At 62.5% G+C, this 13,930-nt stretch carries 14 protein-coding genes; 6 read left to right on the forward strand and 8 right to left on the reverse strand.

The genetic code is table 11. From position 1 onward, the window contains the following. Positions 1–10: 10 nt before the first annotated feature. Positions 11–1,456, forward strand: coding sequence for an aspartate aminotransferase family protein (locus tag MNR02_RS03840; protein WP_241948140.1), 1,446 nt, complete (start codon positions 11–13; stop codon positions 1,454–1,456). Positions 1,457–1,502: 46 nt separating this feature from the next. Here MNR02_RS03840 and MNR02_RS03845 read toward each other — a convergent pair whose 3' ends face one another. From MNR02_RS03845 to MNR02_RS03855, 3 genes are all read right to left on the reverse strand, one after another. Next, positions 1,503–3,182, reverse strand: a complete 1,680-nt coding sequence (locus MNR02_RS03845) for a hypothetical protein (protein WP_371746700.1) — start codon at positions 3,180–3,182, stop codon at positions 1,503–1,505. Between the two features lie 130 nt (positions 3,183–3,312). Further along, positions 3,313–4,257, reverse strand: coding sequence for a glycosyltransferase family 2 protein (locus MNR02_RS03850; RefSeq protein ID WP_371746701.1), 945 nt, complete (start codon positions 4,255–4,257; stop codon positions 3,313–3,315). A gap of 123 nt (positions 4,258–4,380) precedes the next feature. Continuing rightward, a complete protein-coding gene (locus MNR02_RS03855; RefSeq protein ID WP_241948142.1) occupies positions 4,381–5,172 on the reverse strand; it encodes a WecB/TagA/CpsF family glycosyltransferase in 792 nt (263 codons plus the stop codon). 287 nt (positions 5,173–5,459) lie between these two features. Between MNR02_RS03855 and MNR02_RS03860 the strand changes: the two genes are divergently transcribed. Together MNR02_RS03860 and MNR02_RS03865 are read left to right on the forward strand one after the other, a co-directional pair. Next, entirely contained in the window at positions 5,460–6,113 is a 654-nt protein-coding gene (locus MNR02_RS03860) for a hypothetical protein (protein WP_241948143.1), read from the forward strand. Positions 6,114–6,224: 111 nt separating this feature from the next. Further along, positions 6,225–6,386, forward strand: coding sequence for a hypothetical protein (locus tag MNR02_RS03865; protein ID WP_167719284.1), 162 nt, complete (start codon positions 6,225–6,227; stop codon positions 6,384–6,386). Between the two features lie 53 nt (positions 6,387–6,439). Here the strand turns inward: MNR02_RS03865 and MNR02_RS03870 are convergent, their stop codons facing one another. Then, positions 6,440–7,279, reverse strand: a complete 840-nt coding sequence (locus MNR02_RS03870; protein ID WP_241602233.1) for a fumarylacetoacetate hydrolase family protein — start codon at positions 7,277–7,279, stop codon at positions 6,440–6,442. A 114-nt stretch (positions 7,280–7,393) separates the two neighbouring features. Between MNR02_RS03870 and MNR02_RS03875 the strand changes: the two genes are divergently transcribed. Next, a complete protein-coding gene (locus MNR02_RS03875; RefSeq protein ID WP_241948144.1) occupies positions 7,394–8,068 on the forward strand; it encodes a GntR family transcriptional regulator in 675 nt (224 codons plus the stop codon). A 4-nt stretch (positions 8,069–8,072) separates the two neighbouring features. Here the strand turns inward: MNR02_RS03875 and MNR02_RS03880 are convergent, their stop codons facing one another. Both MNR02_RS03880 and MNR02_RS03885 read right to left on the reverse strand, forming a co-directional pair. Then, positions 8,073–9,494 carry an efflux transporter outer membrane subunit gene (locus MNR02_RS03880; protein WP_241948145.1) on the reverse strand — a complete coding sequence of 474 codons (1,422 nt, stop codon included), beginning with the start codon at positions 9,492–9,494 and terminating at the stop codon, positions 8,073–8,075. 55 nt (positions 9,495–9,549) lie between these two features. Then, positions 9,550–9,840: a hypothetical protein gene (locus MNR02_RS03885; RefSeq protein WP_241948146.1), complete on the reverse strand. Its 291-nt coding sequence runs from the start codon at positions 9,838–9,840 to the stop codon at positions 9,550–9,552. 301 nt (positions 9,841–10,141) lie between these two features. Between MNR02_RS03885 and MNR02_RS03890 the strand changes: the two genes are divergently transcribed. Beyond that, on the forward strand, positions 10,142–10,360 hold the full coding sequence (locus MNR02_RS03890) for a hypothetical protein (protein ID WP_241602251.1): 219 nt from the start codon (positions 10,142–10,144) through the stop codon (positions 10,358–10,360). 156 nt (positions 10,361–10,516) lie between these two features. Then, positions 10,517–12,073: a VOC family protein gene (locus tag MNR02_RS03895; protein ID WP_241948147.1), complete on the forward strand. Its 1,557-nt coding sequence runs from the start codon at positions 10,517–10,519 to the stop codon at positions 12,071–12,073. A gap of 72 nt (positions 12,074–12,145) precedes the next feature. Here the strand turns inward: MNR02_RS03895 and MNR02_RS03900 are convergent, their stop codons facing one another. Further along, positions 12,146–12,703: an NADPH-dependent FMN reductase gene (locus MNR02_RS03900; RefSeq protein ID WP_241948148.1), complete on the reverse strand. Its 558-nt coding sequence runs from the start codon at positions 12,701–12,703 to the stop codon at positions 12,146–12,148. 69 nt (positions 12,704–12,772) lie between these two features. Continuing rightward, on the reverse strand, positions 12,773–13,726 hold the full coding sequence (locus MNR02_RS03905) for a ring-cleaving dioxygenase (RefSeq protein WP_241948149.1): 954 nt from the start codon (positions 13,724–13,726) through the stop codon (positions 12,773–12,775). Positions 13,727–13,930 lie beyond the last annotated feature (204 nt).

The following is a 13,930-nucleotide window of genomic DNA, read 5'->3' on the forward strand; positions in this document are numbered from 1 at the left end:
GGAGAACACCATGAACAGTCAAGTCCGCCTGGCCCACACCGAGGTTTCCACGCCGGTCACGCCGAAGCCCGCCCTTCTTTCCGTTGACGACGCCAAGGCCCTCGACCTCGCGAAGATGACGGAGATCTTCACCAGCCATCTCAACCCCGGCCAGCTGCATTTCATGAAGCTGCTCGGCTTCCACAAGATCAAGGTCGAGCGTGCCGATGGCATGTACTACTACGACCAGAACGACCGGAAGATCCTCGATTTCTTCGGCGGTTTCGGTTCGCTCGCCTTTGGCCACAACCATCCGCGTATCGTCGCGGCGCGCCAGGCCTTCCAGAACGAGAAGCGCCACGAGATCGCGATCGCCTTCATGTCACAATATGCGACGGCGCTTGCCCATAACCTCGCAGCCTGTTCTCCCGGCGATCTCGACATGGTGTTCCTCGGCTCCTCCGGCTCGGAAGCCATGGAGGCGGCTATCAAGGTGGCCGAGCGCGCCGCCGGCCCCGCCAAGCCGAAGATCGTCTATGCGACGAACTCCTTCCACGGCAAGACCAAGGGCGTTCTGTCCATTACGGACGGCCCGCTCTACCGCGGCGAATTCAAGCTGGTCGAAAACAATGTGCGCGTGCCGTTCGGTGACATCGAAGCCATCGAGAACGCCTTCCGCTCCGATCCGCAGATTGGCGTGATCGTGCTGGAAACCGTGCAGGGTGGCGGCGGCATCATCCAGGCCGACGAAGCGTTCTGGAAAAAGCTGCGCCAGCTCTGCGATCAGTACGGCGTGCTGTGGGTGGCCGACGAGGTTCAGTGCGGCTTCGGCCGTACCGGCAAGTTCTACGCGTTCGAGCATTACGGCGTCGTGCCTGATGTGACGGCGCTCGCCAAATCGCTCGGCGGTGGCAAGGCCGCTGTTGGTGCGATGATCGCTCGCCGCGAGGTCTATATGAAGGCCTATGGAACGCCCAAGACAGCCATGATCCATGCCATGGCGACCTTCGGTGGCATCGGCGAGGCCTGCATCACCTCCATCGAGGCGCTGAATGTGCTTTACGACGAGGGGCTGATCGACAATTCGGCCGAGGTCGGCGACTATCTGCTGGAGCGGCTCCGGGCCTTGCAGGCGCGCTATCCGACGCTCCTCAAGGAAGTGCGTGGCAAGGGCATGATGGTGGGTCTGGAGTTCCACGATTTCTCTCAGGCCATGCCGATGGTCCTGCGCCCCTTGCTTTCGGTGCTGGACGACAAACTCAAGGGCTCGCTGCCGGGCTTTATCGGCAGCCATCTGCTGCGCGATCACGGCGTTCTGGTGGCCTTCACCGAGTACAACCGCAATGTCATCCGGTTGGAACCGCCGCTCATCTGCGAACGCAGCCATGTGGATGATTTCATTACCGCGCTGGATGAGGTCCTGTCGCGCGGCATCGTCAAGATCGTCCGCGATTTCGTGACGGCACAGATGAAATAAATCCGCCACCGCGGAGAAAGAAGAGGCCGGGGAAACCCGGCCTTTTTTATTGCGTCTGCAGGTCGGGCCGCAACAGCAGATCCCAGCAGGGTGTCAGCGCAACAACCTTGCGGCCTTGAAGCGCCTGCGCGTAGGTGGCCTGAAGGTCGCGGCGCGCCCAGGTATAGGGGCAGTTCGGTTTCAGAATGCCCGCCGTCGCCTCGATCGCCTGCCGGGTCTCCGGCGTCATCTCGCCGACGGTTCTGGACGGGTCGCGACCGATCTGGACATGGCGGGTCGGCGTGCGGTTCAGGATCCAGGGAAACGGGTCGGTGAAGTCGAGCGTCATGACGCTGTCGAGGCGCATGTTGTTCGACGTCTCGAATGTCTCCAGCGCAGCAAGCATCCTGTTTGCCGAAAGCAGCCATTGGAGCTGGTTGTCGGGTTCGGAATAATATTGCCAGCCGGGCATTTGTTCGTGCCTGGCAAGGTCCTCGTAGGCCGGCTCGAAGCTGGCGAAGTGGTCATCGAGCATCTCGGCGCGCGCAAGGATGTCGTGGCGTGCTGAGACCTGGCCGACATTGCGCAGGCGTGACAGGTCTGGCTGCTCGTAAAGCGGCATCACCGCGACGGCCCTCATCGTCTTGGCACTGATGGCCGATGCGGTCGGGATCGTGCAGAAGGCGGCGAGTGCGACGAAGACGACGCGTGTCCGTTTTTCGAGCGGCGCGACGCGGCCATAGATCATCAGCAGGACAGGCCAGATGAAAATGAACTCCTGGCTACCGGTGTTCTGCGTCTCGTAGATCACGCCACCGGCCATCGCCACACAGAACCACACCGTGCTGCTGTCTAGGAGGCGGACGGAACGGTCACGGTGGCGCAAATCGAGCCAGGCGAGAAGCACGGCAAGAGCCACCGCCGGCACGATGACATCGAATTTCGCCGAAACGACCGTGCGGAAGCGCGGCAGGAAGGTACCTTCGTTGAGCGATGCCAGTTGCAGGATATCGCGGATATAGGCAGAAACCATTCCCGTTGCGAGTTCGAGCGCTGCAAGCGGCACCGCGAAGGCGACGGCTGCCAAAAGGGCGGTGCGAACCGAAAGCCGGCCGGACAGCATTGCAATGACCCCGAGCAGCCCGCCGACGAGAAAGCCCGTGATCTTGATCGTGAACAGGGCGAGGCCTGCGACGGCGCAGAACAGGGCAAGCTTGCGCCCGTCAGGCAGGAAAAGCAGCCCGCAGGTCAGCACGTAAAGCAGGATAACGCCTTGCCGGTTGTAGATGCCGAAGCCGTCCACGCCGGGCAGGGGATGGTAGAACTGTGCATTGGAAGGGAAAACGGCAAAGGCCAGTGCCGGAATGAGAAGCGCGAAGGCGAGGCCCCGGCTAGTCTTCGACACCTCTGACACGACAACGGCCATCAGGGGCGCGATGACCACGAGGAGCGACCATTGCGCCAGCAGGAGCGGCTGCGCCGCCGGAAAGAGCTTCAGCCCCCATGCGAACAGGTAATAGCCGAATGGCCCGACCGGCGCGGCAAAATCGACGCTCGGCATCTGGCCGACGGCGATCCGTTGCGCCGCATCGATATACAGGAACGTGTCCCAGTACATCGGGCCGATGGGCAACACGAGCCTGACGCAGAGCAGTGCGGCCAGCAGTGCGGCGGTGAGCCAGAGCCAGAATGCGGGTGCACCGAGGGTACGCAATATGGGGGAGGGCTGCTGGGCTGTCGGCGTCACGGATCGGTCCATTCGTTCTTGAGCAAGGCCGCGTCAGGCCTAGCGGAAAGCGAGATGCGAACCTCGCGCGAGTCGACGGACAGTTGCAAGCGCCGAAGTTGTTCTTCGCGTAAAAAGAACGCCCGGCGCCTCAAATTCCCGCCAGTGCGGCAGCCGACAGCAACATGGCGCGCGGGCTCTGTCGCGGGCGGTTCAGCATCGTGTCGGCAAGGGAAAGGAAGGCATCGCGATAGCGGTGCGCGCGGAAGGCCTGCGCCACGACATAGGCGTTCATGTGGGCCTCGGCCTTGCGGCGTAATTCCGCCAGCCGGTTGGGTGCGACGGTCGCAACGATTGCGGGGTCCGTGAAAACGGCTTCGATCGCGGGGCTGCAATCGGCATAAGTCAGTAGCTGCTTCATCATCACGCTCGCCGTGTGCACCCGGTAGTCGAGCACGTAGCAGTCCGTCAGATAGGCGAATGTTCCCAGCGCCGCCAGCCGGCACCAACCATGCCAGTCTTCGGCATAACGCAGGGTCTCGTCGAAGCCGCCGATCGACCGGAAGGCGTCGGTTCGCACCAGCATGATGCCGCCATTGACGATGAAGTTGCGGCCCAGCAGCGTTTCCAAGACATGCCCGCCGCTCTTGCGTCGCGCACGGATCAGGTTGCGGCGGCCGATCTTGGCGCCGGTCTCGCTGATGCGTTCGTAGTCGCCATAGACAGCCACCGTACCGGTATCGACCGCACCGGCGTAAAGCGCGGCGATGGCGCCGTCGCGCAGGCGGTCGTCGGCGTCGAGGAACATGGTCCATTCACCGGTCGCCTGCAAAAGCCCGTCATTGCGTACGGCCGAAACGCCTTGCCGTCCCGAAGAGTGGTCGAGCAGTCGGATTCGCGCGTCCCCTATCGCCGCCACCTTTGCGGCGGTGCCATCGGTTGAGCGATCGTTAATCACGAGGATTTCGCCGACAAGCGGCCCCTGCCGCAACGCGCTTTCCAGCGCTTCTTCGATGTAACGCTCGCCGTTGCGAACCGGGATGACTATCGAGACGGACGTCAAGGTCTTGCTCCGTAACCGTGGCTCATCGAGCATTCGCATCGCCGGGTTACCATGCTGTAAATCCACACGCTGTATTTGTATTCGGTTGCAAAATTTGGGCGTGATGCTGCGCTGCCGTTCTATGGCAGGATCGGCGTCACGGAGATGTCGCCGGCCTCACCGCGAGTTGAACATGATTTGCCACAGCGCGATGGGGTTCGTCTTCAGATATCGCGACAAGAGGCGGCGCGGCTCCAGAATGGTGCGGTAGAGCCATTCGAGACCGACATTCTGCATCCAGGCCGGTGCGCGGCTGTTCTTGCCGGAGATGAAATCGAAGAGACCGCCCGAGGTCTTGATGACGCCGACGCCGGTAAGCTTGTCGATGTTGCGGGCGACGAACTGCTGCTCCAGCGGCACGCCAAGCCCGATCCACAGGATATCGGGCCTCAACGCTGCTATCTCGGCAACGATGGCCGGCTCCTTGTCGGCGGTGAAATAACCGTCGCGGGCACCGGCGAAGCGCAGTTTGGGATAGGCCTCCTGCAGGCGCGCGACGGCCGTGCGGTTTACGTCGGGCGTGCCACCGAGGAAATAGAAGCTCAGCCCGGCCTGCTCGGCCTGTGCGGCGACGCTGTGCACGAGATCGGTGGTGGCCACGCGCTCCTTGAGTGCCTTGCGGGAGAAGATGCGCGAGAGCAGCACCATCGGCATGCCATCCGCATGAATCTGGTCGGCGCCGAGCAGGAGCGCCTTGAACGGCTCGTCGCTGCGGGCGAGCGCAATGACCTGGCCGTTGGCGGAGGTGGAGTAATAGGGACGCCTGTTGCCGGTGCGCGCCGAATGCGCGGCCTCGACGAACAGCCGGGCGGATTCCTCCAGATCGAGAAGCGTGATCGGCAAGCCGCCAATGATCGTGGTCTGGTCGACCCGATCCTGCTGCTCTCCCCCGAACTCGTCCGTCCCCATTAGACACACCTCTGACATTGCGACCTCTGCCAAAGCACTGGCACAGGGGGCATGGGCGTGCAAGCGCGTTCCCTTGTTATTACTAATGTGCGGTGAAGCTGCCGGGCCCGGAAAGCATTGGAAAATCGGGGATTCCCGCGCTCGTTGAACCGGCGTGCATCGCGCAGGGGCCGTTTTCCCGCGTCCTGTGCGCCCGTAACCCGCCTTCAGTGATGCGCCGTGCCTTTGCGTTTTCCGGTAACCATATCTTCAAGAGATCGTCGCACTGTCTGGGCCAGGAGAAGGCTATGGCGAAGACGACCAAAAGAAAGAAGCGGACCGGTACGCGGCGAAGTGCGGGCGCGCGCAGCACGGGCGGCATGGCGCCGTGGTACGTGCTCGGTGCGGCAATCGTCGGCGGCGTCCTTTACATGGACAACATGACTCCTGGGCCCGAAAAGGGTGCTTCGGCCGTTCGCACGGCCTCCATCGAGCGCAAGGACAAGGACAGCCGCAAGGCCGAGCGCCGCGAAGCCGCGCTGCCGCGCCCCAAGGTCGCCGTGGGAGAGAAGAAGGCGGAAGTCGTGCCGGTGCCGGAGGCGCTTCCGGCATTCTCCGGCAAATGGTTCATCTGCACGACGCAGACGGATTACTGCGTGCTGGACGGCAGCACCATTCTCTATGCCGGCCGAAAGGTGCGCCTTGCGGATATCGACGTGCCCGCTATCGACAAGGCGCGTTGCGAAGCCGAGCGCCTGCGCGGCGGGGATGCGAAGCTTCGCCTGCGCGAAATCCTCAATGAGGGCAATGTGACGCTTGTTGCCGCCCGAGGTGCGGCGGCTGGAAAACCGGGCGCTGCACCGCATCTCGTCTTGCGCGGCGGGCAGTCCGTTGGTCGCCGGCTCGTTAGCGAGGGCCTCGCAAGACCGTGGACCGGACAGCACCAATCCTGGTGCGGTTGACGGCTTTTTGCCTTGCCTCTCCTGTCCCTTTCCGGCACAAGCCATGCGCAAGCCTGCGTTCCTATACTTTCCGTTAACCGGGATGGTGCCGGCTGGAATGGGGACAATGATATGTCGAACGACCTCGAACACTACAGCGATTTGGACAATACGGCTGTCGCGCTCTTCCTTCTCGAAAACGAGGCGGACGAACTGACGGATATTCTGGTGGCCGCGCTCAGCGAAGCCTTCCGGATCCTCGAGGACGAAATCTCGCCCGCAACGGTGCACTGACCGCCGGAACGAGAAAGGGGCCCGCAGGCCCCTTCCGAATCATCTCTATGACATCAGCCGGCGGCAACGCTCTGACGCTGGACGCCGAGCCCTGCGATGGCAACTTCCATCGTATCGCCTGGCTTGAGATAACGTGGCGGCTTCATGCCCATGCCGACGCCTGGAGGCGTGCCCGTTGTGATGATGTCGCCCGGTTCCAGGATCATGAACTGCGAAATGTAGTGGATGAGGAACGGCACCTTGAAGACCATGGTGCTTGATGAGCCGTTCTGCACCCGCTCGCCGTTGACGCTGAGCGTCATGGCAAGATCGCTTGTATCCACCTCATCGGTCGTCACAAGCCATGGGCCGATCGGCCCGAAGGTCGGGCAACCCTTGCCCTTCGTCCACTGGCCGCCCCGCTCTGTCTGGAAGGCCCGTTCAGACACGTCGTTGCACACGCAGTAGCCCGCCACATAATTCAGCGCATCCGCTTCCGAGACGTATGAAGCGCGCTCGCCGATGACGACAGCAAGCTCCACTTCCCAGTCGGTCTTTTCCGAGCCGCGCGGAATGAGGACCGCGTCGTCGGGGCCGACGATGCACGAGGGGGCCTTGTTGAAAAGCACGGGCTCGCTCGGCACGGCCATGCCGCTTTCTGCGGCGTGGTCGGCATAGTTCAGACCGACGGCGACGAAATTACCGACGCGGCCAACGCAGGGCCCGAAGCGGCTGCCTTCCGGTGCCAGCGGAAGCGTTGCGGGATCGATTGCGCGCAGACGAGCTAGGCTTTCGCGGCCGAGAACCTCGCCGGCGAGATCAGGCACGATGCCCGACAGGTCGCGGATCTTGCCGTCCGCATCGATAATGCCGGGCTTTTCCGCGCCCGCCGCGCCAAAGCGCACCAGTTTCATGAATGTCCTCCTTGATTGCCGGCCTTGCCGATTTCGATTGCGGACACCATCCTCGCTGCCTTACATGGAGTCAATGATTTTCGAAAATCTATTGGATTTTGTACGGAGGCGCCCATGACACAAAAGCGGGACGGGGCGGGAACACGCGCCGGCGATGCCTATGATGCCATCCGGCAGGCGATCCGCACCGGGGATTTCGGTCCGGGCGAACGCCTGCGGTTTTCGGCGCTCCAGGACTTGTGCGGCATGAGTGTGACGCCGGTCCGCGAGGCCCTGACACGGCTGACGGCGGAAGGCTTCACTGTGCTTGACGAACACCGCGGCTATAGCGTCGCCCGCCTGTCGCTCGCAGAGCTTGGCGACATCACGGCAGCGCGGCAATTGTGCGAAGGCGAGGCGCTCCGCCTTTCGGTGATGAAGGGCGATGAAGATTGGGAAGCCCGGGTTGTGGCTGCGCACCATCTCATGGCGCGCATTCCGCAGGGCCGGGAGGATATGCCTTCGGTCATGCGCGAGGATTGGGAGGCGCGGCACGGCGCGTTTCACGTCGCGCTGATCTCGGCTTGCGGGTCGCCGACATTGCTGGAAATCTGCGGGAAACTGTCGTTACAGGCCGATCGGTATCGCCGCATGTCCGTGAGCGTGTCGGGCGCGGCGCGCGATGTTCTGGGAGAGCACCGTGAACTGCTGGAACGTGCGCTTGCGCGGGATGCGGACGGTGCCGCAGAAGCGCTTCGCGAGCATTACGGCAGAACCGCCGCGATGCTCGCGAATTTCTTCGAGACCTGATCGCTTACTTGCTGGCGACCGTTGCCGCGCCGATCTCGGCGCCGCCGCCGATGGCGACGTTGAGCGCGACATAGTCGCGCGCCAGCTGGCGGATCGCCGATGCAAGTGACAGACGGGCGGAGGCTACGTTGCGTTCGGCATCGAGCACATCAAGGATGGTGCTGGCGCCGCCGCGATAGCTTTCACGGGCGAGGTTCAGGGTCTGCTCGTAGGAATTGACCACCTTGCGCAGGGCGGCGACCGTCTGGCCATCGCGAATAAGCGCAGTCTGGGCGTTCTCGACTTCCTCGACTGCGTTCAGCACCGTGGACTTCCAGGTCAGGTACTGCTGCTCGGCATTGGAGCGTGCGGCCTTTACCTGTGCCTTCAGCGCGCCACCGTTCAGGATCGGCAGGCTCAGCGAGGGGCCGAACGACCAGTTCGAAAGGCTGCCGGTCACGAGGTTGAAATTGCGCGAGGCGCCGATCGAGCCGCCGAGCTGAATGCTCGGGTAAAGCTGCGATTCGGCCACGCCGATTTCGGCGGTCGCGGCCTGCAGGCGGCGTTCAGCGGCGCGAATGTCGGGGCGGTTGCGGATCAGGTCGGCGGGGATGCCGACGCGGGTCGAATAGCGCGGCATCGGCTGGGCCGCGCCCTTGATCAGGCTGGACGTGATCGTGCTGGCGGGTACGCCGAGAAGGGTCGCGATATGGTTGGCAGACTGGTGGAAGCCGGTTTCCAGGCCCGGCAACTCGGCGAGCGTCTGGTTGACGAGACCTTCGGTCTGCAGCACGTCGAGGCTGGAGGCGGCGCCCGCTTCCTTGATCTCGTTGGTCAGCTTGAGGGTCTCGCGGCGCGACTGAAGGTTCTTGCGGTTGAGCGCAAGCGCCTCCTGATAGTAGCGCGCGTTTACATAGCTCGATACGAGATCGGAGAGATAGGCGAGGCGTGCAACGTTCACGTCGTCATAGGCGGCATCGAGCGAGGCGGTGGCGGCTTCCTTCGAACGGCGATACTGGCCGAAGAAGTCGAGCAGCCAGGATGCGCTCAGACCCGCGCTGATGGACTTGGTTTCCGAATGATCGCGTGTGGTGGTGCGGCGCAGATAGCTGCCGTCCTGACCGGCAACGTTGCCTTCCGCCGCTGCGCCGAGGCTGGGCAGGGCGCCGGCACCGGCAATGACCACGTTCGCTTCGGCGGCCGTGATGCGCTCGAGTGCCTGGCGGACCGAAAGGTTCTCGGCAAGGCCCTGATGCACGAGGTCATTCAGGCGACGGTCACGGAAGGATTCCCACCAGGGTGTAAGCGTGACGTTTTCGGCGCTGGCAGCCTTGCTTTCGGAGAACTTGGCCGGCAGCACGGCATCCGGCTTCTGGTAATCCGGACCGACGACGCAGCCGGACAAGAGAATCATGCTCAGCGGAAAAAACGCTCTGGTGAAATTCATTGTCACACTACCCTGCCGGCCATCTCGGCTTATCTTAACGGAACGGATTGCTGATTCATCCTTTATTTATAATTGGCTCCAAGATCGAGCCTCCTTTCAAAAAAAGAATGGTCCCACAGCGTTTTTCCCCCGCTTCGGAAGCATGGTGTGTCCGCTCTGCAACGGCTGCGGCTTGCTTTCTGCGCGCTTTGCGAAAGTTGACAAAGCGCAGAACGCCACTGGGTTGCGTCACCGAGATGCCCGCCAATTTTCGTCTTTGTGACATATTTTTCTGCATAATGCTGCGAGCGCGAACATTATTTTGTGTTTCGCGTTGTCCGATGGATTCGATGGTAATTTTTTTCAAAATGCCGCGAAATTCCTTGACAGGAGCCGAAGGGACAATTAACTATCGCAGCATCGCATGAGGGCCGCATGCTGTTTTGATCCGGTCCGCCTCTGACATCCGGTTTTGGGTGTCAGCGCCAACCAAAGGGAGTGTGTCATGTACGATTATAAATGCATCGCCTCCGTGCGCGTGGCGAGCTCCTGTCGTGAAACGATTACAGGGAAAGTGCATACGGCGTTCTGCCGAATGTGATCCGAGTACCCTCTTCGAATTCATCGCAAAGAGAATTGGCTGTGCCCCCGGTACGGCAGGAGTTGTTATGCAAAAGCAGGTTATCGAAATCGGTGGTGAAGCCGTCGGCGTCGTCGTTCCGGATGAGGATCGGCTGAAGTTCGTTGCCGTAAAATATTCCGTCTGGGATCTCGATTCCCAGCGTTTTTCCTCGGCAGAGGAAGTGCGGGCGGCGATCCGCCGTCTTCTCAGCAATCCTCCGGGCGCTGCGCGGGCGATGCCGCAGGGCCGCATCGCGGCGGCGTAATCATCAATTGGATGTGCCCGGCACTGTCTTGTGTCGGTTGACGACCGGCCTCGTTTATCGCGAGGCCGGTCTCTTTTTGTGAACAATCCATTCACTGTCGTTCGGCTGGCGCGGCCCCGCAAATCCTGATTTTCTGAGCGTGAAAGGAGGTGCCCCATGACCAGTGGCATCCATCACATCACGGCGATCACCCGGAAAATTCAGGAGAACGTCGATTTCTATGCAGGCTTTCTCGGCCTGCGGCTCGTCAAGCGGACGGCCGGCTACGAGGACGCCGACCAGCTTCATCTCTTCTACGGCGACGCGGCAGCCAGCCCCGGCTCGCTGATCACGTTCCTGGCGTGGGAGGATGGTTCTCCCGGACGGGTCGGGCTCGGTCAGCCGTCGGAGATCGCGTTTTCGATCAAGCCGGAGGCCATCGGCTTCTGGCTGACGCGCGCGCTCCGCTACAATGTGGCGATGACTGGTCCCGTGCAGGAGTTCGGCGAAGCGGTGCTGCGCCTGAAGGATCCTGACGGCATCATCGTCAAGCTCGTGGGCGAGGCCGATGTCGAAGGGCCGGCCCCGCATGTTCTGAAGGATATAGCGGCGGCAGATGCGATCCAGCGTATCCGGGGTGCGACGATCCTGTCGGAAGCGCCGGCCGCGACCGCTGATTTCATCGCGCGTCATTTCGGCTTCCACAAGGTGGCCGATGCCAATGGCATCCTGCGGCTGGCCGGTGATGCCGGCGATATCCTGGATATCCGCGATGCAAGCGGTTTCTGGACAGCGGCACCGGGCACGGGGACCATCGACCATGTTGCGCTTCGCGCGCCCGATCGCGCCGCGGTGGAAACTGTGGCCGGCCGGCTGGCGAACGACGATGCGGGCGACACCAACATGCACGACCGCACATACTTCTACTCGCTCTATGTCCGCGAGCCGGGAGGTTCGCTTCTGGAATACGCGACCGACGGTCCGGGCATGACGGTGGATGAACCGCTTGAAACGCTCGGCACGCAGCTGTTCGTGCCAAGGTATTTCCGCGCCGACCCGGAGGATGTCCGGGCTCGGCTTCCGCAATTTTCACTGCCGGGAGAAGAAAGAATGCGTGAAAGAGACCTTCCCTTTGTCCACCGGGTTCATAATCCTGAAAACCCCGATGGCACCGCCGTCGTGCTGCTGCACGGAACGGGCGGGAACGAAACGAGCCTGCTTCCCTTCGGCGCGCGGCTTGCGCCGGGTGCCGTGCTGCTCAGCCCGCGTGGCCGCAGCGCCGATGAGGGCTATCCACGGTTCTTCCGCCGCCTGACCGCTGTCACCTTCGACCAGAAGGACATCGTCAATGAGGCGGAAGCCTTCGCGGCCTTCATGGAGGGCGCGAATGCCGCCTACGGGCTGAACCCGGACAAGACGCTGTTCGTGGGCTATTCGAACGGCGCCAACATGATCGGGGCGGTGATGCTCCTGCATCCCGGCATTATCCGCAACGCCGTGCTGCTGCGCAGCATGAACGTGCTGGAAACCGTGCCGAAGGCGGATCTTTCCGGCGCCAACGTGCTGATGATCACAGGCCAGTCCGACCCCTATGGCCGCTATGCGGGCGACCTGGAGGCGCACCTGAAGGCCGCCGGTGCCACGGTGGAAAACACCCTGCTCGGCGCGGGCCATGATATCGGCGCCGCCGATCTCGAGCTGGCGAAGGCCTACAAGGAACGCATCATCGGCTGATGCCGAAGGTAACAACACAAAAGGGGCGCGTCGCAGGACACGCCCCTTTTCGATTCGATGAGTTGAATAAAGTCAGCTCTTGTAGTCTCGCACGAAGGCGGCAAAGCCGGCCACGAAATCGCGCAGCTTCTTCTCGGTCGCTTCATCGGCGATTTTGCCATCCTGAATGACGGTGCCGGCGCGCGACACCATGAGCTTTGCGCCAAACCACGGCACTGTGCCGAGCGTGCGCATCACGGGCAGCCACGCTTCCTGCGACAGGAGCGTGCCGAAATTGCCGGGGGAGGCGCCGGTGATGGCGAAGGGCTTGCCGCCGAATATTCGCTCGATATCGGAGGAGGGACGGCTCAGCCAGTCGATGGCATTCTTGAACACGCCGGGAATGCCGTTGTTGTATTCGGGCGTGAACAGCAGGACACCGTCGGCCTCGGCGATCTGGTCTTTAAGGCGAACGACGGCTTCGGGGATGCCGTCGGCAGCTTCCGCATCGCCGTCGTAGAGCGGGATGCCATGGATGGAGCCTGCCGTAATGGTGACACCCTCCGGCGCCATTCCAAGGGATGCGCGCAGCAGTGCGGTGTTGAAGGATCCCTTGCGCAGGCTGCCGGAAATAGCGACCAGTTTTGTCATCTCGTGTCTCCGTTCATGGATATGAAAAACCCCGGCGGATTGTTCGTCGCGCCGGGGTCGTGGGTCAAGTCAGGCAAGCGGCTTCAGCCGGGCCTCGATCTGCGCGCGGCGCGGCTCGAGGAAGGGCGGCAGCGAGAGGCTTTCGCCCAGGGTTTCTAGCGGTTCGTCCACGGCGAATCCGGGGCCGTCCGTCGCGATTTCGAACAGGATGCCATTCGGCTCGCGGAAGTAGAGCGAGCGGAAGTAGAAGCGCTCGACCTCGCCGCTGGAAGGCAGGCGAAAGCCACGCAGGCGTTCCGTCCAGGCGTGCAGGGCCTCGACGTCAGGCGCACGGAAGGCGACGTGGTGTACGGCGCCTGCACCCTGATGGGCCGCCGGCAGGTTCGGTTCGACAGCGACATGCAGTTCGGCCGCCGGGCCGCCGTCACCCATCGAGAAGACATGAACATCGCCCTCGCCATCCGGGTTGGGATAGGTCGAGATTTCCGTCATGTTCATCACCTGCACGAGCACGGCCTGCGTATTGCGGATATCCGGTACGCTGAGCGTGATGGGGCCAAGACCCTTGATCTGGTGCTCGGCCGGGACCGTGCTCCTGTCCCAGGGATTGGACGGTGCGCCGGCATCATCGACGGTCAGGCGGAAGCGCTGGCCTTCGCCATCCTCGAAGTCGAGCGAGGCACGACCCGCGACGTCACGTATGCCGCCTGCCTTGACCTTGTTTTCGGCAAGGCGTGCCTTCCACCACTCGAGCGACGTCAGGCTGGCGACGCGCAGGCCGGTGCGGGAGACGCTGTGCGTGCCACGCCGCTCATGGCCGACCGGCCAGTCGAAGAAGGTGAGGTCCGAGCCGGGCGAGGCGAGGCCGTCGGCGTAGAAAAGGTGATAGGCGCTGGTATCGTCCTGGTTGACCGTCTTCTTGACGAGGCGCAAGCCCAGAACCTGGGTATAGAATTGCAGGTTCTCGCGCGCATTCGCGGTGATGGCGGTCAGGTGATGGATGCCTGTAAGCTGCAAGGTCATGATGAACTCCTCTCCGGAACTTCGGCACATCTGGCGGCCTCGGGGCGAGACCTGTCATTGATCCGAATATCGTGTCTGAAGGCCCCGCCCGGAAGCCCAGGCAGGGCGAACGGATTGTTCACTTTTATTGAACGGCGTTTCAGCCGTGTCACGGTGCCATGACAGCCCGGACTGCCGCATTTGTTTGAAAACGACGGGTTTTTC

Origin of the sequence: Shinella sp. H4-D48, from assembly GCF_022637395.1 — a bacterium.
Taxonomy (GTDB): domain Bacteria; phylum Pseudomonadota; class Alphaproteobacteria; order Rhizobiales; family Rhizobiaceae; genus Shinella; species Shinella sedimenti.

Excerpts from the sequence above, each read along its gene's own strand:
- MNR02_RS03850 (WP_371746701.1), bottom strand. The coding sequence starts at position 4,257 with ATGCTCGATGAGCCACGGTTACGGAGCAAGACCTTGACGTCCGTCTCG.
- MNR02_RS03880 (WP_241948145.1), bottom strand. The coding sequence starts at position 9,494 with ATGAATTTCACCAGAGCGTTTTTTCCGCTGAGCATGATTCTCTTGTCC.
- MNR02_RS03840 (WP_241948140.1), top strand. The coding sequence starts at position 11 with ATGAACAGTCAAGTCCGCCTGGCCCACACCGAGGTTTCCACGCCGGTC.
- MNR02_RS03905 (WP_241948149.1), bottom strand. The coding sequence starts at position 13,726 with ATGACCTTGCAGCTTACAGGCATCCATCACCTGACCGCCATCACCGCG.
- MNR02_RS03900 (WP_241948148.1), bottom strand. The coding sequence starts at position 12,703 with ATGACAAAACTGGTCGCTATTTCCGGCAGCCTGCGCAAGGGATCCTTC.
- MNR02_RS03855 (WP_241948142.1), bottom strand. The coding sequence starts at position 5,172 with ATGGGGACGGACGAGTTCGGGGGAGAGCAGCAGGATCGGGTCGACCAG.
- MNR02_RS03890 (WP_241602251.1), top strand. The coding sequence starts at position 10,142 with ATGCAAAAGCAGGTTATCGAAATCGGTGGTGAAGCCGTCGGCGTCGTC.
- MNR02_RS03860 (WP_241948143.1), top strand. The coding sequence starts at position 5,460 with ATGGCGAAGACGACCAAAAGAAAGAAGCGGACCGGTACGCGGCGAAGT.
- MNR02_RS03875 (WP_241948144.1), top strand. The coding sequence starts at position 7,394 with ATGACACAAAAGCGGGACGGGGCGGGAACACGCGCCGGCGATGCCTAT.
- MNR02_RS03870 (WP_241602233.1), bottom strand. The coding sequence starts at position 7,279 with ATGAAACTGGTGCGCTTTGGCGCGGCGGGCGCGGAAAAGCCCGGCATT.
- MNR02_RS03895 (WP_241948147.1), top strand. The coding sequence starts at position 10,517 with ATGACCAGTGGCATCCATCACATCACGGCGATCACCCGGAAAATTCAG.
- MNR02_RS03865 (WP_167719284.1), top strand. The coding sequence starts at position 6,225 with ATGTCGAACGACCTCGAACACTACAGCGATTTGGACAATACGGCTGTC.